A 21039-nucleotide genomic window follows, 5' to 3' on the forward strand; every position below is an offset into this window, starting at 1 on the left:
TTAACCTCCTCTTTACCTATGAGTGTATCAAATTCTGAATCGGGCTTATCTGCGTGTTCCGAATTCCGACAGCGTAAATATAGTATCCACATCAATATCTAAGGTTGGATAAGCCTCTTCAAATTTTTTCTTATTATAATATCGAAATCTGCTTTTTACGACTTCCTCAATTCCAAGCGGATCAACCTTCTTTTCCTGCAAATCATTAATCAATTCCAATGATTTTTGCGTGATATCCTTCTCAAACGTTTTTTTGATTTCTTTTTTCTTTTTTAATCCACCTTTTCCCGTGAATTCCCTGACTACCGCGTTAATCTTCAAGGTGAAATTTACTTTCAAAGAACCGTTTTTTTTTGGTAACCTTTACTTCCCGGGAGGAATCGATATTCTGAATGGCAGCATTAAATTTTTCTGTTTCTAAAAAATACTGGCCGTCATGCATGTTTTCATGCAGCATTTTAAATAACATAACTTCATTCGGGGGAAGTTTATCTACATATGTATCGTCATTAAAAATGGCTAGACCAGTTATTTTCGGCACTCCATTTACAAGTTTCATCATCGGTAAATACGGATCTGTGAACTTACTGGCAACTTCTGAACTGAATTGCTTTAAGTTAATAATAGGAAGGTTACCGGTTCGAATATTATGTTCGATTAAATCAGATAAATAATGTCCGGCACCTTTCCTTGCTTTAATGGAACGAAGTAGCTCCTGGGTGGACCCTTCAACAATTGCCAGGTGCAATTGTGTTCCAATACTTGGGTCTCGAATTAAATAATCGATATATTCACTTAGACCCTTTGAGGCGAGTTCCTTATTAAACAACACTACATCCAGTTTTCCATTCAACAGTGACTCGGAGGCCTGGCGGTTTAGCTTGCTCCTGTTTTCATAAATCATGGTTGCGGTGTCTGAATATACTAAATCAACCAATTTTCCCTCTGATAAAAATGTAGGAGCAACAACCGTTCCACGAATCGTTCCCTCATCCACATAATCATATCCAGCGACCGTCACCATTAAAACCTTATCAATAACCTGTTTCGGCATGTTGAAATTAACAACTAGGCTGACTGCTATAAACACCAAAATGACGGCATATTTACGACGCATGTTTACTCACCTTTCTGCGAATCCAATGCAGCAGAAACAGGATTGGTATATAAATAAATAAAAAATAGCTTCCTATCTTCCCACTGATACTATTTAAAAGGTTTATTTCCATTCTGTTATCAAAAAGGATACAGACGATAAAAATAACAATAAGCAAAACATACGTAATTTTTCTTTGAGCAAAATTAAACTGTCTTGAAAGGATCCGACCGCTTGCCCAAGTGTATAAAACGATATTGGGTAAAATGGAAAAGAACAGTGTCGCAATGCCGAAGTATTCGAAACGGGCCAAAATAGGTAGTTCCACAATTTTCCACAATCCCAACGTAGGCCAGATAGTCTCCTTCAGTTCCTGCTGATTATAATAAACAAACGATACGACACAAATAATTGTATACGCAAGAGTTGTACATAAATTGCCATATTGGGCAATTTTTTGTGATTTCGGTGCATTTTGCACAAATGGATAAAAGACCAGGACTGTAGCAAATCCCATAAAACTTAGCATTGCCAGAGAGCTTGACTGGACCACCTCGATAATGGAATGGTCAAAAAACGGCATAATATTGGACATGCGGGAATACTGTAGCGGAAAAAACATGGTCAGTATAAGTAAAGAAGGATAGACAATACCAAAAAAGCATACTCCGACTACAATTCTGAATTCGCCTACTATTATATAGAAAAATAGCGGAAGAAGAAGTAATAACATAGCCCAGATACTCAAATGAGGAAACATCCATACCTGAATAATTTCCAGATATGTTCGGGTAACGACTATTGCCAGAAGCAATAAATAAATAGAAAAGATACTGCTGAGGGCCCCTCCAACCCATTTTCCAAGCGTAAATGAATGGATGGAAATGATATCCCCCATTTCATCATGGTTCAACATTGCATACATTATCATGATAATAACACTAATACCGGCGCCAGCCACTAAAACCGATATCCAGGCATCATGACCCGCGTATTTAACGATGACACTTTGAAAGCCCAGCACCCCTACCCCGATCTGTGAGGCTGAAACAAGAAAGAACACCATAAGAGATGAGACTGTATCCTTGGCTTTTATCATAACGTTATCCCTCTATAATTTGTATTTTGCATTAGATGGTTGAATGGAAATCGTAGTTGCAAATACGGCATTACAGATGTTTACAGCCTTTCCTGATCAATTGAGGTCTCTAAATATCCCAATGTAACAGGTTTTTCATTTTGCTCAAACCTATATTTGACAAATCGTCATTCTGTCTGAACTCCTCTAATGCTTTTTTCAATTTAGGAGAAACTTTTTTCGTTCAAGCTTCTAACTTTTCTTTAGTTTCACGATGATTTCTTCTTATTATGTGTAAAACTCAAAATTCAATGTATCTTGTGTGATGAACCCCATTTAATCTGGCATATTTGTGGAACAACAAAAAATAACCACGATATTATAAATTGCGGCGTTTAATCTCTTTTTTAAGTAACGCAATGAAGTTTTGGCCTAGATTTAATTCTTTGGCTTTTTTGCAGGCCTTGAGAAGTAGTTCGTCGGACAAATTATACATTTTAACCTAATCCTTTAGTCTGATTTTATTATTTAATACCCAATAATGTTGTTCATCTAACCAGGTAATAAATTCCTATTAACTATTGGTTCAGACCATTTAAACTCGTCCATCAAACTTATGTAAATAAATTTTTCATGATTTGTCTAAGGTGGTATTGAATAGAGTGGTTTTATATTATTTAACGTATAAAAAAATGACTTAGCGTGGGTTGAGTGATAAAAAGTTAGCTATACCCCACGTAGTTCAAGCATAATAAAATCAATATGACAACATTGGGGATTACATATTTACTAATAAATCATTTGATACGAAAAACCAAGGGTGTACCATTTTTTAATTCCTCCAATATTAACTATTTTTAGACGTTACTAAGTTTTTTTATGTACCAATCCTATAAAGATACGTACGAAAATGATTTAAGTAAAGACACTTATAAACGTATGCATCCATGTCCATGTATGGTATTCAATTATATCAGTATGCGTTTCCAGCGTAATTTCGGCCAAGGTTAATGCAGATGTGTATAGTACGCCTTGTAGAAGGATTACGGTATATGTTGAATATAAGATGTTTGATAAAAATAAAGGCAAATGACTGGCAGTGAAAGCATTTCAAATTGCAAGCTTGACTCAAAATGTTTTTCAAGAATTTTAACAGGGTAAGCAAGCTTTTTTTCTTCTACGACAACTGTACCGGCAATTACCGAGATGTAACTAGTAAACAAAAAAATAATCAGCCAATCTTTAAGTGGCAATTTTCGAAAACTAAAAAATAGCAATGCAACCGCAACAATAAAGACTCCCCATAAAATTACTTTTTCCATATTATCAACCTTTTAATATTTCCTTTTTATGTATCTTTCCAGTATGTGGCCTACGAATCCAGCAATTATTCCTAGAAGAATGCCATTGAATACAGGGATGGATAGTATTTTGAAAAATGGGATATTATCAAAGAAATGATGATGCCAATACACTCCAACATTCATACCAATTACTAAGCCAAAACAAAATCCCGTTAAATAAGTTTCTCTGGGTGGATTCGCCCCTTCTTGTTGGCAATTCATAATTATCGCTTTGTTATAAGCCTGCCAAATGGAAAAGGCGTAGATAGATGGATAAAACAATCCCCATTGATAATTCACAACTTCATGAGCGAGTTGTGTATTGCCATGGAAAGAATAAAAAATTGTCATATTTAAACCAGATAAAGTGTTGACTATAATTTCAAATAAAAAAATAAATGTACCAAAAATTTATTGTCCGTTATATAATTGTCCCAACCCCGCCATAGTTATGGACCATAGTAAAGCTGTAACTGGTGACTTATACTCGTTGTTTTTTAAATCGGATATTTCCTTTTTAAACTAATGGGTTTCCTTTTTTAATATTTGCCTAAAAGTAATACTTTATGTGTGATATGAAATAACGTGAAAGCCAACTTTATAGTTGCTTGCCTGGAACATCGGTGAACCCTAAGGCACTCTTAAGCAAGCGGGCGCGATTCCCTAATAAGGAATAGCGCCAATATTGGATATAAAGGCCATTTTGTTGAATTAAAAAGTAGTTTGGTTAAAAATTGTTAACCGATGTATATTTATGTTAACATTTTACTGAATAAACTATTTATTTTTTTGGGTGGTGAGAGATTGTCTAATAAAACAAGGTTTATAATTTCGATAATTGCAGCTATTTTACTAGTAATCAATTGTGTTATTTCTTTTAACAATCACTATGATTTAAAGTGGTTATGGTTTGTTGTAGCTTTATCTAGTGTATTTAATTGTTTTTACTTTTATAAAAAAGAAGCGAAATCAAATTAATTATCCCCATTAAAACATACATATGTGGTAATGAAATTCTATTGCTTCAAATCATTAAATTGGTCTTCATTTAAACGGGCGCTAATCTTTAATAAGAATTGGCGCCATTATTACATCTTTGGGCCATTTAGTTGAACAGTAAGGAGGAATTATATATGTTGATGCTATCGAACGTTTTAAGCGCAATAGCAAGTGGACTACTCATTATAAGTGCTGCTTTTTATTTACGGCATTTACAAAAAACTAAACACAAAGGAAACTTACATCTTTTGAATCGAAAATGTACATAGTCATACATCTTGCATATATTCTCTTTTCAATCAGCATACTCATTTGGGTATTTTTTAGATAGAATTATTTCTGCAATCGGGCGCACTTGCGGAATAAAGGGCAGTGTTCAAAATTCCATTGTAGGGCCATATTGTAGAAGATTAGAACATAAAATTTTTTGTGCAAAACATGTTTACAAACATATAAAAATGTGATATATAAAAAATAGAAGTTAGTACTCATATTTACCGAGTGCTAACAACAACATCATAAAGGAGTGGTTAATGATGGCTAGATTGATTCCTTTCAACAAAAGGGTTCGAGGTCTCAGTAGGGACGGGCCGGGGAATTTTATCAACATGGTTGGCGACTTCTTTCATGACCCGTGGTTTACGAACAGAAACCCAATGATTTAAAACAAAAATCATCACTTATTAACTGAATGAGTACAACAATTAAAATTTTATAAAAGGAGTGATTAATAATGGCTGGATTGATTCCTTTCAACCGAAAAAATCGTAATGTGGTTAGTGCAAGCCCAAGGAATCCTTTCAACATGATTGATGACTTCTTTGATGAAGCCTTTAGTGATTTCCCGTCCCTTAGAAGAAACTTGACTACAGACCCATTCAAGGTTGATGTAAGGGAAACCGACAACGAATACCTGGTTGAGGCTGAACTTCCAGGGGTAAAAAAAGAAGACATTAATGTCAATTTAAGCGACGACGGTAGGCTTTCTATTGCTGTAAATCGAAACGAGGATGTTGAGAGCAAAGACGAAGATGGTAATTATATTCACAGGGAACGTCGTTCTGAGGCTATGCAACGTTCTCTTTATTTGGAAAACGCCAAACCAGATGGCGTCAGTGCAAGGTTGGAAGATGGTTTGCTCAAAATTAATGTGACCAAAGAAGAACAGGCGAATAACGATAACACGCATAGGATAGAAATCGAATAGGTCACAAAACGTCTGTTAACCCTTGAACTCTACATTACTTAATGTAGAGGGCTCCCTTAATAAATGGGGGTGATATAACATGATTTTACAAGTGATACAAGAACAATACGAGGCTCTTATGAAGTCATATTTGCCTCCAAAACGTAAAAATCAAATGCTTGGTGTTTTGATGTCACGGCTAGAAGAATCATTTTATGTTAGTCCGTTTGAAGAACATCCAGACGAAAGGGTGATGGCCCTGTATAAAAAGATTAATAAAAGCAGAAAAAATATACAAAAACAAGGAAATGACATGGCAGAAAGTTGAAAATGTTGTCAAAGTAAGCCCCCGTGGTTAATATCGCGGGGGCTTACTTGTTGATTCAACAAGCGAGCAAAAATACCCAAAAAGGGTTATGAATATTTTGCAGGGGGAGGTGAAAGATATTTATAAAACCATTGGAGGAATATTTTATGAATACACAGTCTAATCCGGGATTGACCTCGGCAGAAATTGCAAGTCTTTGGAGTAATTATTTAAGCGATTCAATGGCTGTACAGACTATTAGTTATACATTGAGCCAGGTTGAAGATGAAGACATACGCTCTGTACTGCAGTTGGCTTTAAATCTATCTCAGCAACATGTACAATTTATCCAAAACCTGTTTACCAATGAGCAAATTGCTGTACCCAATGGGTTTTCGGCAAAGGATGTAAATTTAAACGCACCAAGATTATACACCGATGATTTTTTCCTCTTGTATATCCAAAACTTAGGGAAACTAGGTATGACTACCTATACGATGGCTTTATCTAATGCTGCACGTTCTGATATTGTGCAATATTTTAAACAAAATTTAAGCACATCTGCAGACTTACTGGATCAAGCCACGCAAGTAAAACTAACAAAAGGGATTTTTTCAAGAGCCCCCTATATTCCCAAACCTGAAAAGGTCGAATACATCAACGACCAACATTATTTGAGTGGGGGATGGTTTAGTGACAAACGCCCGTTAAATGCCATTGAAATTACGAATTTATATTACAATATTGAAAGAAATAGGGTAGGTACAGCACTGATTATGGGATTTAGTCAGGTAGCCCAATCGCCAGAGGTTCGAAAGTATATGGTACGAGGACGGGATATATCAGAAAAACACGTGAATATTTTCAATAAAATTATGCACAATGACCATCTTTCAACACCGTCAGTATGGGATGCTCAACCAACGGATTCATCCGAATCTCCGTTTTCGGACAAACTTATGATGTTCCATATTACAACAATGAACACAGCCGGGATTGGTCAATATGGGGCGGCAATTGGATCCAGTCAAAGGACTGACTTAAATTAATTCACTTTAGCCTTTTTACATCAAGTTTCGGGGCTTATTTTTTATGTCCGAAAATTGAGTATCTTATTTTAACCATCTTTGGTTTCGTTGCTTTCTTCATCTTGCTGACCCCGATAGTATTTGGAACGTTGGCTTTGTCGGTATCCATACATAATGTTTCGTACCATTTCTTCGTTTTCAAGGCCGACACCAATTGATCCCGCAAAGGTAGCTATGGAAGTGGCCAACCAGGCCAATTTTGTATAATTCCAGAAGCTAACAGGTTCGCTTAAACCACCTAATGATTGAAATAAATCCGGCGGAACAAACAAAAGGACTGTCAGCAGGAATAATACAAAAAGCGTAATATAGTAACATAATACTGCTACTGTTAAAGTAGCTACTGTTGTTCGGTTATATAATTTTCTGATAGCTTTATCATTATTTATAGCTGGCTTTTCCCACAGATTATGCGAGACGATAATCCATACCACGATACTGAAGATTGCACCAACCATTAAGCCCAAAAAGCGAAAAAGTTCAAATGCTCCACTTAACTTCCATAAAGTAGGGAAAATAAGGCCATAAGCCCCTGTAGCAAAAGCCACTGCAACGACAGGCTTAAATGATGGAATAATGCCCCACGGGCGATTTGCATAGGTCATTCCCGCTAAAACACGCAGTTTAGCCTGAAAACGTGGGCGAATAACAAGATGCAGATCCATTTTTTTACCCATAGGGGTTGAATGTTCACGACGAATCAGTGAAAACAAAAATTGTCTGGATACAGCGCCTTTTTCACGATCGGACATGCCTTCTTTTGTGGTAGCAGCAGTTTTTTTCATATTATTATTCGATTGATGGCTGTGTAACTCTTTTACAACTTGTAGCAATACTTTCCTTATGCGTGCCGTTAAAGGAAAAGATCCAAATGCTGGAATCGATATTTGCCCTATTTGCCGATTATAATCACCATCTGCCACGACCAAATCCTTATCATCAAACAATGGGAGGTCTGTTAAACATATGGCAAAATCCCAGTTTTTTTGCTTTTTTATAGACTCAGTTTCCTCCATCAGTTCTTGCGTGTCTTCAGCTGAGCCAATAAGAGGGTCTGTTGTAACTTCAACAGACCATTTGACTTGATCTGAAACCTTTGCAGATAAGAATTCAGGTAATTTATTTTTGAAACTTTTAGCTAATTTTTCTGGCGTATCGGGACAAGGAATAAGTCCAATAGTTAATCGTGACAATTACCTCACCTCCAATAAATATAAGAATTGGTTCATTTTATTTACCCGATTTTTTTTGAATAAACACATAGTGAAAATTTACAATTCATTAACTCTCTGGTCTGAAAAGTAAAAAGATATAAAAAATTATTTAATAAAAATGTAACTCCAATAATTATGTTTATAAATATATTAAAATGTGGTATATAAAAAATAGAACTTAGCACTCGGATGGTTCTAGTGCTAAGTCAGAGAAAATATGAAGAAAGGAGTTGATTTATTCTGATTAAATTTATTCCTTTTAGTATGATGGAAGACTTTTCAAACGGATTTTGGTTGAGGGGAAGGGTGCCCTTGGACAGGGCTTAGCAAGCATTTTAATTGAAAGTTTATCTCTTTTTGTAATATGAAATTCACCTCTGTTAGTATTGAAATGAAGTGCTAATGTCAATATTTATTTGAAAAGGAGTGAGTCATGATGTCAAGTTTAATACCTTTCAATAGAAAAAATCGAAATGTATCAAATGTGACACCAACAAACCCTTTTAACATGATTGACGACTTTTTTGATGATGCTTTTAAAGATTTTTCATTGGCCAGAAGAAACCTTGTTACAGATCCGTTCAAGGTAGATATTCAGGAAACAGATAATGAATATTTAGTAGATGCTGAACTTCCAGGGATAAAGAAAAATGATATTGATGTCACGTTAAATGATGAAGGTCGTTTAACTATCTCGGTGAACCGGGAAGAAAATGTTGATACGAAAGATGAAGATAACAACTATATTCATCAAGAGAGACGTTACGATTCAATGCAGCGTTCACTCTTTTTGGCAAATGCCAAGACCGATGATGTAAAGGCGAAGCTAGAAGATGGATTGCTGAGAATCAGTGTGGGTAAAGATGAACAAGCAGTGAAGGATAATTCACGTAAAATTGAAATTGAATAAAGTTGTACAAGAAAAGCCTCACGGTCAATTTCGCGAGGCTTTTCTTTGGTTATTATTAGTTTTAGACTATTTACCGATTAACACATCAATTGAAAAAAATTTTGATTTCGATTATTTGGGAGAATGTCATATTTGTGACCATATTGTTTGATTATTTCATGAATCATTTTGTAACCAATTTCGTCACTTCTATAGGAAGGATTAACTGAAACGTGTTGGATAATCACGTTTACGTCACTTTTAATTTTAAAACCAATTGCTCCAATAATATTATTTGACTGTTTCCAAAGATAAAGATGCCAATTAGGATTATTCTCATATTGGTCAACAATTTCTTGTAATAATTTGATATCTCTTTTATTCAACGTGAATGAAAGAAGACCCATCGCAATTTTTCTGTAGCATTTTTTATAACGAATTAACATACAGTTTGAACTCTCCCTAACAGGTGACGGATTTGTTCTATCAAGAACCATTGCAACCATCCAAATCACTCCTTTAAAGAAAGTTTTTGGCACTCAAAAGAGGTGAATGCTAATTATTTTTTATATATCACATTTTAATCATTTTGTAAATTAATTTACATTTAAAAAACTATATATTTTTATTTATGATAAAATGGGAGTGACTGTGCCACAATCGGGCGCACTTCCGGAATAAAGGGCTGCTGTCTAAATTGCCATTGTAGGACCATTATGTAGAATAAAATACTTTATTGAGAGGGTCTTGTGAATATTAGTGATTCTATTCCTGCTAATGAGCATAAAAGATTAAAGAGTAAATTACTGATTCGTACTTTTGTTTCTATTCCAATAACTATAAGTTTCACAGTTTATTTATATAGTAGGGATTCTGCCGGCAGAATCCCTGCTGTCAGAATATTCATAACCCCATTTCCCTTCCCGTATATATTTTACTCATACAAGCTATGGCTAAGAAAATATTTCAAATGAGCAGCTGATAATAATATATTTGATGGTATCATAAGTCATTAAAACGTGCGTCCTTGCAGGGGGCTAAAATCAAAACCTTGGGCGTTGCCCAAACCCACTGGGGAATGAATCCCCAGACCCCCATATGTCTGTAACGGTTTGAAAACCTAGGTTTCAAAACTTCCCCATCCTCTTGGCATTGTCAAAAAATGAATTTTCGACAATGCCAAGAGGATGCCGCTATCACTTCAAAGCATAATACGGGGCATTTCTAGTGTTTATGGAGAGGCTGCCCCTTATTTGCAACCCATTTCGTTCCTTTAACGTATTGTCATTATGTTAATACAACTGATGACAATATTCGCCTAAACAATTCAAATATTTTGATTACCCTGCAAAACATGTTATTTTGGTCATGAGGGAGGATTGGTAACTTAATGAACTTATTCAAAAAAATGGAAAGGGGTGTTTGTTTTGAAAAAATTATTTTTATCCTTGATCGTGTTAATTGCCATGGCTTTTATTTTCCCTATTGCTTCTTCAGCAAGTACAGACCAGCCCAAAAATCCTGCTGAAAGTTTAGTGAAAGAATATAAGAATAATAATTCAGCCGATCGTTTATTTAATAAGGCCTTAGAAAACGATATTAATAAGGTGCTACCAAATAATGAGGCTAGGGAAAAACAAGGATATAACAAAGTTTCAAGCATTGAAAAAGTTGGTAGTTATGTAGATTCAGAAGGAAGAAAAAGAGAAGTTGTAGCAGCGTCTACTTTTTATTTAGAAGATAATGCAGTAAACAATAGATTGATTGCTGCTAGCTATGATGCATCTGAATATGAGTCGAGTCTAGACGACACTTTAGGAATTACAGCTTATTCTACCGTTTACTATAATCATGTGTCTGATAGTAGAGGTTCTCAGCATGAAGACATTGTTTCCGTAAGTGGAGGATGGAACATAAGCGATAACAGGGTTTCTCTATCAGACATGTCTGTAACGATAGGTCAAAATGGATGGTCATCTTTTTCAGGTGGTACAATATCGGGACAAAAAGTTAACCACTATCCTAATGGGCTAACATGGTCTTATAATGCCCCTTCAAGTTGGGACCCTGTGGTTGTTAATGGTGGGGGTCAATATACTAGTGGGGTAGTAGGAGTAACCTCTTATACTAAATATCATAGAGGATCTACTACCTGGGATCAATCATTTACAAATAATCTTTAATGGTATATAAATCCTCTCTCAAACAAAATTAGAACCGTAAAAAAATCCACCCTTAGTTTCTCTGATTAGAAGTTAGGGTAGATTTATTAAATTTAGAAAGAAGATAATCAAAAGTAAAGTATTATCTCATGGGGTCAAAGTTATCTCCTCAGATTTTTCTCCCCATTTAATTTCAAATTTTATTTCTTCTGCATTTGATTGAGCGCATCCTTCGCACATACTGCCATTTCCTTTAATTAGCCCATCTCCATTTAAAGTATCTTCACCCTTTGTACTTCCAGTAACATAATCGAAGGTATAGTTAATACTTTTTTTAGGTAACAGATCGTCTCCTTTATAAGAGATACTAAATGAAGTTTCTTGTTTACTCTCACCTGATTGATTTATTTCATATCTGACCTGCCAATTGTTGCTTTCCCCCGTATACACCTTATAATTTTGATTATTATCGCAAGCTACTAGTGGAAAGACAATTATTAAAAATAAAAGCAAGGTTTTCGGCAATGTAATCTCTCCTAAAAAATATTTCATAGCATATACATATTTACATTATTTATTTTTTTTAAAGTGTAAAATAAGCTGTATTCTATTGTTATCATAACATATAGCACCTAATAAGATAAAACTATCGCTATTAGGAAAAAGTCTTTTAGGTCAAAAAATGATGTTTTTGAATTCTGATTTTGTTGAGAACACACAGTTTGCAGATAAAATTATACATCTTCATGGTAATGATGATACTTTAACTTTATGGATTAAAATATGCGCAAACTGGCGCTTATTAAGAATAAGTTTAACATCCGCCCATTATGATGTAGATTATTAAAACGCTTCAGTAAAGCCTTTATGATAGAAAACTAGTTGTATGAGCACTTGAACACTTGAAAAGATACCGGAAAATCGTCTAATTATATTAGTGTGTTTTTAATAATAAAAGAATCTATAATTTACAATATATTGACAAATATTAAATTTTAATTACAATAGAGTTGTAGGCGCTTACAATAACTTACAAAGGAGGTTCAGGATGAAGATCGCTAAAAAACTGTACATTGTAGTTTTATCTGCAGCAATGGTGTTATCGGTTGGAAGCTTAACAGTATATGCAAATAATTATACCGATACAGCTTTTGATTTTACATTTCCACCTCAGTCATATGATTCACAATATACTAATGCTCGAACCAAAACAGATAGCACCTCATCTTACATGAAACTACAAAATTTGAGTCATTCCAATGCAGCTTTTTATGCTGAAGTTGTACATTCCGATTACTCAAGTTTTTCAAAAACGTGGGTATACAAGTTTGATAGTGGGGATTTACATCGCGGTAGATACTTATTAAATTATGCATTTGAGGATTATGGGTATACTAAGGTTCGGATTGAAGCCGACAGAGCTGTCAGCCCAAATATAGGTTTTACGGCTGATGGTGTTTGGAGTCCGGATTCTATTTAACTTGTCTGCGGATAGTATGGCCATACTATCCGCAGTTCAATAAGAAGCTATTATAATTTTTTGGATGGTGTTTTTGGAATGAGGAAAATTCTCCCCATCGTGGTGATAACATTACTTGTTTTAGCGTTGGTAGGTATTAAATATTACCCCCATATAACCCAATTATTTACGGATGATAAAAGTAATGATTCCATTTCATTGAGTAAGAGTGATCATTCTGCAAGTAGTACTAACAAAAAACATGAAAATCCTTTTTTAAGTGATACATATCCATTCGGAAGTGAAGATGCTGAAAAATTTGCCAAGGAGCATCCAAAGAAGTTCAGCATTGTGAAAAAAATGCATTATGCTTGGGATAATTTAAAGAATGTACAGGGTGAATTTGAATGGGGGTACAGTGGGGGAGAAACATTTCACGTATCCTTCTATTTGGATCTAATGGAAGGGAAAAACCGTGTAACCTTAAAAAGAAAAAGAGGAAATAAGATTATGGAAATAACTAATCTTCTTTTCAAAGATGGAATTGCCATTCGTCAAAGACCTGAGAAAAATATTTACACAAAACAAAACACAAATGATGATAAAGGGAACTATTACCATTATTTACAATGGTCCAATACAACGGTTACAAGTAGTCAATGGTCCAAGTTTATTTATGATAATTATCTCGATTGGAGTTATCATGTCGCTGAGGAAAACGGCATGCAAGTATATAAGATTAAAGGAACCATTTCAAAAAGTACGTCAGAAGCGGCGGCCGGGCCTTTCGAAATGACAGTTGCCAAGAATACTGGTGTGCTTCTGGATTTAAAAACGTATGGAAATGATAATCAGATCGACCTCTTTGTAAGAACAAAGAATCTTAAAATTAATGAAGGTATTAAAAATGAAACAGAAGTATTTCAGCTGGATGTTTCAGATGATAAGAAAGTCTCCAACAAAACATTTAATTTAAGTTCAGTTGGCGCCGAAGCTGAGAAAAAGTAGTGGGGAATAATATGCTTGAACACAAATATTGCACCAAGAAAATGATGTTTTTCAGTATTGGTTATATCCTTGTCATTGCGATACTTAGTACTGTCTATGCTGCTAACGGGTTCAGCAATTCGTTGTTTGATTACATTGTCAATCTCAGATCAGGGGGAAGTATGAATGTAATTACGTTTTATGTTGGAGTATTGCCAACACTTGCCATCCTGCTTCCAATTTTAATTGATAGGATGGAAAATGACTTTGTTATTACCAGAATAAAAGAAAAGAATAAATTATTGAATCAGCATATAATTTTTGCAGCCATAATTAGTGTTATTATAATTGTTTTATTGGCAATGACCGGTATAATAGGTTCATTTGTGGCAGTTGGACATATCCAGAATTTGTGGCCGACTGAGCAGGGAATGGTCTATCTTATTTTGGAAAATAAAATGCACTTTCCCCTCTATATAAATCATGTGACAAGCGTGAAAGTTTGGAGCTATTTGCTGACTTCGAGATTTTTAGTAATCGTTATAATTGCCTTCATCATCATTTTTTTAAAAACAATATTACGTAATAATATGTATATATTCTTTGTTACGCAGATGTTCTTTTGGATTGATAGTTTTCTTCCTAAAGGATTTAGTCTTTTTACAGGGAAAATACGAACAGGTTTGGATACTTGGTTATCACTCCAGGAACAGTTATTTAATTTTGTTTATCTCATTTTAGTAATTGTCATTCTTTATTTAGTTTGCAGACGCTTATATAAAACAAAGGAATTCTATCACAAAATAAATTAGGTGAACTTTTATGTTAGGAATGGAACTTAAACGGGTAATAAGTCGTCCGGTATTATATGTACTACTCTTTACAGGATTTGTTTTGGCACTACTGCCGGTAATTGCAACATGGCCTGGAAATGTAACCAGTGATTATTACGTCTTTTATCCAAGAAACCCCTTTGTAAGCTGGATGTTCTTTGGAGCTGCCACATACAATATTTATGTTTTAATATTTCCGTTGCTGGCTGCACTTCCTTATGCAGACGCTTATGCCCAAGATTATAATTCAGGACTTATAAAATCAATTTTAACAAAGGTTAAAAAGCGTAGATATCTTAATATCCGTTTTATGGTTAATTTTATTGTAGGTGGAGCGATAGCCATATTCCCGCCTGTTATCAATTTTTTATTGGAAATGATGGCTTTTCCGTTAATAGAAAACAGTATGTACTATGGCATGAATTTGGTTGGAGTGGATTCATTTACACCGGGTCTTTTTTATAATTACCCTTTTTTATACATACTGGTCAGAGTAATTATGTTGTTTTTATTGGGGGGAATGCTTGCATCTCTTGGGCTGGCTTTATCGACTGCCGTGAAAAACAGATATGTAATTCTTGTTTTTCCTTTTTTGGTTTTTATGGGACTTGACGTATTGTTTGTCAGTATAGGTTACGTTAATTATTCTATTTCCATGATGTATTTATTTGATGTCCCTTTTCATTGGGGGTTTCCTTTTTATTTACTAATTGGAACAAGCGGAAGTTATGTATGGTATAAAATTGCCGGTGAAAAAAATGAAACGATTTAATATCATACGTATATCGTGCCTCGGACTATTGTCCATCAAAAGGATTTGGATTATTGGCTTACTTTATTGTTTTGCAGTTCTGTGTTGTCTATTGCTCATCTCCAAACAAGGAGCTTGGTCTGAATGGGGTATTTTCGACTTAGTTGCTGATATTGGTGGGCTTTTGGGCAGTACAAATTTAAATATGTTTCTTATTGCGGCCATTCCTTTTCTTGTGATTGTCTTGACGAGATTTGTTGATGAAAGTGAGCGAAGCGGATTTTTGTTGGCATTAAAGTCACGTTTTCATATATGGCATGTGCAAGTGGCTTCAGCAATTATGATTTCTTTTATGTTTACGTTGTTTGTTTTGGCAATTTCTTATATTGGTGGCGGGCTGCTGATTGGATTTGAGAATACCTGGCTTCAGGAAAGCGGTTCAATTGGTCAAGTAATCGGTGAGAATGGAAACTTTAAAAAAATAGTTGGGAATTTGGATGCAAATAGAATTATGGCTGTGTTATTTATTACCAAATTTCTTGGTTTTCTCTTGATTTCTTTTTTGGTGCTATTTCTAAAGCAAATTATAAAAAATGGCGCCTTAATAATGATTATTCTGGTTATCCTTGCAGGTATTGATTATGCAGCTTTATTGCCGGTGAAAATTTTTGTTGGAACCGCGGTGTTAACGCTTAAAGACTGGGTGAATCCATCTATTACACTATTTCACTGCAGCTACCTGTTAATTGTGTCATTGGTTTTGTATGGAATCACCGGGTTAATCTTTCAAAGAAAGGACTTCCATTCATGACCATCAAAGGTTTTTTTAAGCTGCTTTTTCGTGATTTAATCAACAGTTGGCAATATGGGAAGTTTAAATACATTGCCTTTTTTATCATGATTATATTTTTGTCAGTCATGAAAAGTCTGCAAATAAAACAATTTGATGCAAGCAGTGTCGGCACCTTTTTTCTGTTACTTCAGGATAATGGGTATATCAAGCATATTACTGATTATCAAATCCCATTTTATTGGAACTTTATTCAATTTTTTATTCTCTTTTTGATTGGCGATTATTTATTTTATGATTCGCAAAAAAATAAAACCTACGCATTAATTCGAAGTGGTTCAAGGACTGCTTTTATTTCAGCAAAAATTGGTTGGATTATAATACAGAATACGATAATAGTGATATTCCTATTTTTGGCCATTTATATTTCATCTGGAATAATTTTTGGTGATTTTTCGATAGATTGTTCTGATTATTTTCTAAATAGGATTCAACCATTCATGAATATATCAACATCACCTGTGAAGCTATTGGTTCAACTGTTGGTTGGTTTTATCCTATCAAGTGTTGTGCTGTCAGGCATCATATTGTTAGGGATGCAGTTTTTTGAGAAGATATCGGTGTTTTTCAGTGTGATTATTTTGTGTAGTATATCAACTTTTTATGGAGGTAAATGGTTACCGGCCGTACATTCTATGATTTTGAAACACCAAATTTTTATTCAGGATTACAGTCTGACGTTTCGCTTTTCTATAATTTACTGTATATGCTTCTATATCATTTTGGGTATTGCTGTTGTATTAGCGTTTAGAAGAAAGGATCACTATTAAAGGGGGATTATCAATGGCAGATTCAGCCTTCCTGCAAGTGAGTCAACTGTCAAAAGCTATAAAGAAAGAACCTATTTTGCAAGATATTAATTTATCATTAAACAAAGGCAGTATTTATGGGTTCAGGGGTAAAAATGGTTCCGGGAAAACCATGCTGTTCAGGGCGTTGTGCGGCTTGATTCTTCCATCCAAAGGAACAGTTAAGGTCGATAGTCAAATACTTGGTGAAGAGATCTCATTTCCACCGAGTGTTGGCGTATTAATAGAGAATCCGGGTTTTTTAAATGGTTATACTGGTTTTAAAAATTTGAAGTTACTCGCTGATTTAACTGGAAAAATCAGTGATGAACGCATTAAGGAATCGATACGCATAGTGGGTCTGGATCCGGAAGATAAGCGAAAGTATCGTAAATATTCTCTGGGGATGAAGCAAAGGTTGGGAATTGCCCAGGCGATTATGGAAGAGCCTGAACTTATCATTCTGGATGAACCGACCAATGCGCTCGATTCTGATGGTGTAGAAGAGTTTAAAGCATTATTATTAAAATTAAAGTCTAAAAATAAATGTATATTATTGGCAAGTCATGATAAGGATGAACTCAACTTTCTTTCAGATACCATCTATTTAATGGAGAATGGTAAAATTATGGATACATATGACATGCAGGGTGAAGAAGATGAGTAAAAAGAAATGGATTCTGGTCGTTTTATCAGTAATGCTGGTCATTGCATGGGGGGTTAGGGTCTATCAGGTTAATGCAGGTGTAGCAACAGAGTATAAAATCAAAACCTATAAGCTTGGAGAAGAAATAAATTTAGACAATGCAAGTATACAAGTCAAAAGTGCATCGTATGGCAAAACAGAAGTGGAAAATAATTATGAGTCAGTACCGTTTACGATCGAAATGGAAGTCCGTAATTTATCCGATAAAAAAATAGATGTCATGCATCTGATAACAGCCAAATTGGGATATGGACTGGAATATTTTCAGACAAGGGATGGCAAATTTGATGTAGAAAAATTACGCGGTTTAGAACCGGGGATGTCAACCAAAATTGTATTGGTTTATCACGTTTCGCCTAAATATAAGGGTGACCAAGCAAAAATATACTTTAACCAGCGTTTGTATGAAAAAAAGGTTAAGCAAAAGTATAAAAAAGGGTACAGAATTGGAATAGCAATTCAATTGTAAAGTATTGGATACATGAATCATACTTCTGTGTTAAAGGCATATTGGAAAGATACTTAGTCCCCCTGATTAGCAAAATACGGTTATGTGGATGATAACTTACTAAACAACTTTGACTGTTCAACAATATAATATCGGCTAATATCAGATCAGAAAGACTGTTCCGCTAACGGGCGCGATTATCTAATAAGAATCGCGCCACAATCGTATATAAGGGACATTTAATTAAATAATTAATTCTGGAGCCTTATGAAATTTGCGATACTTGTTATCTGGTTAATGAAGCGCAGGTTGACTAAATAGAAAGTCATATTATAGAGGGTTAATAAAAACCCATTTGAAAGTTGCCTCGATTTTTTTGAGGCGCTTTTTAATTGTTGCCAAAAATTGAAACTGAAAAGGATTAGTAAAATACAAAAATAGTTGTGCTAACCCAGTCTGAATGGTTTACATATTAGTTTCAGATGGATCCCTTTGCATTCCTGCACAATGGGTCATAGTTAACAGCTTTCTTAACCATCCCATACACCCTCTCCCGATAATATTAATGAGTAAAGTTTCTTTTGTTTAAGAGTAAATAATTTATTTGACAAACAACAAATAAAACGATAATGTTAGTAAGTAATAACTTACATTATAAGTTGTGTTACTTACAGGGGGGGATGACAAATGAAGATACTGAAATTTATTGCAAACGGAATCGTGAAGTATCCAATTAAAGTGTTAACAATAACGATAGTCGTTATTTTATTATTTGCCGTTGGAGTACAGCAGGTAGAATTGGCAACAGGCAACAACACACTTATTGAGGAGGATACCGAGGTCTATCAGAATAACCAAACATTGGAACGAGAGTTTGGCGGTGAATCGATAATTGTGCTGTATGAGGCTGATAATAAGTCCAGTCTATTGACACCTGAAACATTGCACCAAATGGAAAACCTTGAAAGTCAGTTGAGCAGTCAAGATGGTATTTATACAATTGTCGGTCCTCATACGGCAGTTGAAAGAATATCGAAACAAAAGGCGGAAAAATATGAAGAAGGCGTGACAGAAATGGCTGGTGGGATGGAGGACATGGGTGAAAATCTTCAGGAAATCAGTACAAACATCAAAAAAAATGCCACCGGACAGTCATTGCCGGATTTCGAATCAAAAAATTCCGAAATGGAAAAGCTCATCGGCAGGATGGTCGAAGGTCAGAAAAAACTTGAGCGGGGTTCAGGTGAATTGCTGGATGGCTATTCCAACATGGGGAGCCAGCTAAAAGATGTTGCAATGAAAATGCAGCAATCCGCGATACAAATGGAGAACAATGCTGAGGGCCCTGCCGGACATAAACAGGCTGCAAAGTTCAAACAGTTTGGTGTGAAGCTTAATGCGATGGGAGATAAAATGATTGATGCATCCGTGAAAAGCGCCGAGCTTCCAAATGTATCGAGAAATACCATTAATGGTCTGCGGGGCCTGGACAAAGGTTTGAAGAAGCAGCAGAGTCAGTTGCACGAAATAAGCAAGCGACAGGTTCAACAGCAAAAAGATCTGGAGGAACTTGCGGAGGGACTGGCAAAAATGGGAGAAAACCTTATTTCCATGAGTGAAAATCTTAGTGAAATGATTGCTTTCTCTGACAGTATGTCTCCTGCCATCCCAAGAAAACAGAAGACATTTAATAAAATGATTTATGAAGATGATGGATCACTGCGCAGTATATTTGATGACATGATTATTGATGGACAATATATGACCTACATGGTCAAGTTTACGGGAGACGCAACCGACGCGGAGAAAAGTGAGGCCGTCGCTTTCGTAAAGGATTATATAGAAGGGAATCCGGTTGGAGGACTGGATACAATAGTATCTGGAAAGCCGGTTTTGGATGATTCCATCCGGACTGAGATGAAAAATAGTATGCAAAAAATGATGGGTCTTTCGATTTTATTCATGATTATCGTGCTTGGAATTGTATTCCGGGTGAAATGGCGCATTCTGCCACTTGCGATAATCCTGATTGCTGTAATTGGAACAGTAGGATTGATGGGATGGATCAGTGTGCCAATCACAATGGTATCGATGGCGGTTTTCCCGATTTTGATTGGCCTCGGTATTGACTATGCTATTCAATTCCAGACCAGGTATACGGAAGAAATGAAAGGGGAGAAACACTAAATGATGAAAAATAGAAGCACCGAAAGCGTCAAAAAAACTGTAACAAGGATGGCGCCTGCTGTTCTTACCGCTCTTTTTGCAACAGCAGTAGGTTTTTTATCCTTGTATACTTCACCGGTACCAATGATACAAGACTTTGGAAAAATGCTTACCATTGGGATGTTAATCAGTTTTATCGTTGGTTTGTTTATCCTGATTCCGATACTATTTACACGTGATTATTTTTTCACAAAATCAAAGATAGAGAATGCAAAGACAAATACTGGAGATTCAAAGGTGAACATTGGTTTTAGAAAAATCACGAATGCAATCATTAAACTCAGATGGCTGATCCTTTTTTTAGCAATTGTCACGTCAGCCTTCGGAATCTGGGGAGATATGCATACAGGTGTTGAAACTGATGTGGAAACTTTTATGCCTCAGGATACGCAGGAACTGGAGGATATTCACAAACTGCGTGATATTCTGGGCACTACCGATCAAGTTTCCATCATGTACAGTACAGACAATGTGCTTGATGAAAAAACATTGAAATGGTCGGAAGAAATGACTGATTCCCTTGAACAGGAATTCCCATCCGTTATAGTTGACACCAATTCATTGTCAGCACTTTTAAAGAAAATGAATGAAGGTGAAATGCCGAATCAGAGAAAAACAGCTGACATTAT

Annotated in this window: 22 protein-coding genes and 1 pseudogene; 14 read left to right on the forward strand and 9 right to left on the reverse strand. The window is 35.3% G+C overall.

Annotated features, from left to right (window positions below; all coding sequences use genetic code 11):
• Positions 1-45: 45 nt before the first annotated feature.
• The 6 genes from HUX68_RS18900 to HUX68_RS18925 all read right to left on the reverse strand — a co-directional run bounded on the left by HUX68_RS18900 (position 46) and on the right by HUX68_RS18925 (position 3868).
• A complete protein-coding gene (locus tag HUX68_RS18900) occupies positions 46-321 on the reverse strand; it encodes a Ger(x)C family spore germination C-terminal domain-containing protein (RefSeq protein ID WP_174616251.1) in 276 nt (91 codons plus the stop codon).
• On the reverse strand, positions 311-1117 hold the full coding sequence (locus HUX68_RS18905) for a Ger(x)C family spore germination protein (RefSeq protein ID WP_174616252.1): 807 nt from the start codon (positions 1115-1117) through the stop codon (positions 311-313). The genes HUX68_RS18900 and HUX68_RS18905 overlap by 11 nt, the downstream gene beginning before the upstream one ends.
• The gene (locus HUX68_RS18910) at positions 1107-2195 is read right to left on the reverse strand and encodes a GerAB/ArcD/ProY family transporter (RefSeq protein ID WP_174616253.1); all 1089 of its coding nucleotides are present in this window, start codon (positions 2193-2195) and stop codon (positions 1107-1109) included. Before HUX68_RS18910 ends, HUX68_RS18905 begins: the two co-directional genes overlap by 11 nt.
• A gap of 358 nt (positions 2196-2553) precedes the next feature.
• A complete protein-coding gene (locus HUX68_RS18915; protein ID WP_174616254.1) occupies positions 2554-2670 on the reverse strand; it encodes a sporulation histidine kinase inhibitor Sda in 117 nt (38 codons plus the stop codon).
• A gap of 547 nt (positions 2671-3217) precedes the next feature.
• Positions 3218-3496 carry a CBO0543 family protein gene (locus HUX68_RS18920; protein ID WP_174616255.1) on the reverse strand — a complete coding sequence of 93 codons (279 nt, stop codon included), beginning with the start codon at positions 3494-3496 and terminating at the stop codon, positions 3218-3220.
• A 12-nt stretch (positions 3497-3508) separates the two neighbouring features.
• On the reverse strand, positions 3509-3868 hold the full coding sequence (locus HUX68_RS18925; RefSeq protein ID WP_246206724.1) for a hypothetical protein: 360 nt from the start codon (positions 3866-3868) through the stop codon (positions 3509-3511).
• A 1381-nt stretch (positions 3869-5249) separates the two neighbouring features.
• Between HUX68_RS18925 and HUX68_RS18930 the strand changes: the two genes are divergently transcribed.
• The 3 genes from HUX68_RS18930 (at position 5250) to HUX68_RS18940 (ending at position 7058) form a co-directional block, all read left to right on the forward strand.
• Positions 5250-5723, forward strand: a complete 474-nt coding sequence (locus HUX68_RS18930; RefSeq protein ID WP_077326285.1) for an Hsp20/alpha crystallin family protein — start codon at positions 5250-5252, stop codon at positions 5721-5723.
• A 79-nt stretch (positions 5724-5802) separates the two neighbouring features.
• Positions 5803-6030, forward strand: coding sequence for a hypothetical protein (locus HUX68_RS18935; protein WP_174616256.1), 228 nt, complete (start codon positions 5803-5805; stop codon positions 6028-6030).
• A gap of 146 nt (positions 6031-6176) precedes the next feature.
• Positions 6177-7058 carry a DUF3231 family protein gene (locus tag HUX68_RS18940; RefSeq protein ID WP_246206725.1) on the forward strand — a complete coding sequence of 294 codons (882 nt, stop codon included), beginning with the start codon at positions 6177-6179 and terminating at the stop codon, positions 7056-7058.
• Between the two features lie 68 nt (positions 7059-7126).
• Here the strand turns inward: HUX68_RS18940 and HUX68_RS18945 are convergent, their stop codons facing one another.
• Positions 7127-8290, reverse strand: coding sequence for a hypothetical protein (locus HUX68_RS18945; protein ID WP_174616257.1), 1164 nt, complete (start codon positions 8288-8290; stop codon positions 7127-7129).
• Positions 8291-8747: 457 nt separating this feature from the next.
• On the opposite strand from HUX68_RS18945, the gene HUX68_RS18950 reads away from it, so the two are divergent.
• Positions 8748-9221 (forward strand): Hsp20/alpha crystallin family protein, encoded by a 474-nt coding sequence (locus HUX68_RS18950; RefSeq protein ID WP_174616258.1) that lies wholly within the window; start codon positions 8748-8750, stop codon positions 9219-9221.
• Positions 9222-9298: 77 nt separating this feature from the next.
• Here the strand turns inward: HUX68_RS18950 and HUX68_RS18955 are convergent, their stop codons facing one another.
• Entirely contained in the window at positions 9299-9706 is a 408-nt protein-coding gene (locus tag HUX68_RS18955) for a GNAT family N-acetyltransferase (protein WP_246206726.1), read from the reverse strand.
• A 921-nt stretch (positions 9707-10627) separates the two neighbouring features.
• On the opposite strand from HUX68_RS18955, the gene HUX68_RS18960 reads away from it, so the two are divergent.
• A complete protein-coding gene (locus tag HUX68_RS18960) occupies positions 10628-11383 on the forward strand; it encodes a hypothetical protein (RefSeq protein ID WP_174616259.1) in 756 nt (251 codons plus the stop codon).
• A 126-nt stretch (positions 11384-11509) separates the two neighbouring features.
• On the opposite strand, the gene HUX68_RS18965 is transcribed toward HUX68_RS18960, so the two are convergent.
• Positions 11510-11887, reverse strand: coding sequence for a hypothetical protein (locus HUX68_RS18965; RefSeq protein WP_174616260.1), 378 nt, complete (start codon positions 11885-11887; stop codon positions 11510-11512).
• A gap of 523 nt (positions 11888-12410) precedes the next feature.
• On the opposite strand from HUX68_RS18965, the gene HUX68_RS18970 reads away from it, so the two are divergent.
• The 9 genes and pseudogenes from HUX68_RS18970 to HUX68_RS19555 all read left to right on the forward strand — a co-directional run.
• On the forward strand, positions 12411-12842 hold the full coding sequence (locus HUX68_RS18970; RefSeq protein ID WP_174616261.1) for a hypothetical protein: 432 nt from the start codon (positions 12411-12413) through the stop codon (positions 12840-12842).
• 78 nt (positions 12843-12920) lie between these two features.
• Positions 12921-13829 carry a hypothetical protein gene (locus tag HUX68_RS18975; protein WP_174616262.1) on the forward strand — a complete coding sequence of 303 codons (909 nt, stop codon included), beginning with the start codon at positions 12921-12923 and terminating at the stop codon, positions 13827-13829.
• A gap of 11 nt (positions 13830-13840) precedes the next feature.
• Positions 13841-14620 carry a hypothetical protein gene (locus HUX68_RS18980; RefSeq protein ID WP_174616263.1) on the forward strand — a complete coding sequence of 260 codons (780 nt, stop codon included), beginning with the start codon at positions 13841-13843 and terminating at the stop codon, positions 14618-14620.
• Positions 14621-14630: 10 nt separating this feature from the next.
• Positions 14631-15413: a hypothetical protein gene (locus HUX68_RS18985; protein ID WP_174616264.1), complete on the forward strand. Its 783-nt coding sequence runs from the start codon at positions 14631-14633 to the stop codon at positions 15411-15413.
• Positions 15400-16203, forward strand: a complete 804-nt coding sequence (locus tag HUX68_RS18990) for a hypothetical protein (RefSeq protein WP_174616265.1) — start codon at positions 15400-15402, stop codon at positions 16201-16203. Before HUX68_RS18985 ends, HUX68_RS18990 begins: the two co-directional genes overlap by 14 nt.
• A complete protein-coding gene (locus tag HUX68_RS18995) occupies positions 16200-17012 on the forward strand; it encodes a hypothetical protein (RefSeq protein ID WP_174616266.1) in 813 nt (270 codons plus the stop codon). Before HUX68_RS18990 ends, HUX68_RS18995 begins: the two co-directional genes overlap by 4 nt.
• Before the next feature lie 13 nt (positions 17013-17025).
• Positions 17026-17697: an ATP-binding cassette domain-containing protein gene (locus HUX68_RS19000; RefSeq protein WP_174616267.1), complete on the forward strand. Its 672-nt coding sequence runs from the start codon at positions 17026-17028 to the stop codon at positions 17695-17697.
• Entirely contained in the window at positions 17690-18205 is a 516-nt protein-coding gene (locus tag HUX68_RS19005; RefSeq protein ID WP_174616268.1) for a hypothetical protein, read from the forward strand. Before HUX68_RS19000 ends, HUX68_RS19005 begins: the two co-directional genes overlap by 8 nt.
• A 1185-nt stretch (positions 18206-19390) precedes the next feature.
• Positions 19391-20560 (forward strand): annotated as a pseudogene (locus HUX68_RS19555) (MMPL family transporter); the annotation flags it as partial.
• Positions 20561-21039: the final 479 nt, after the last annotated feature.

Origin of the sequence: Virgibacillus ihumii, from assembly GCF_902726655.1 — a bacterium.
GTDB lineage: Bacteria > Bacillota > Bacilli > Bacillales > Amphibacillaceae > Lentibacillus > Lentibacillus ihumii.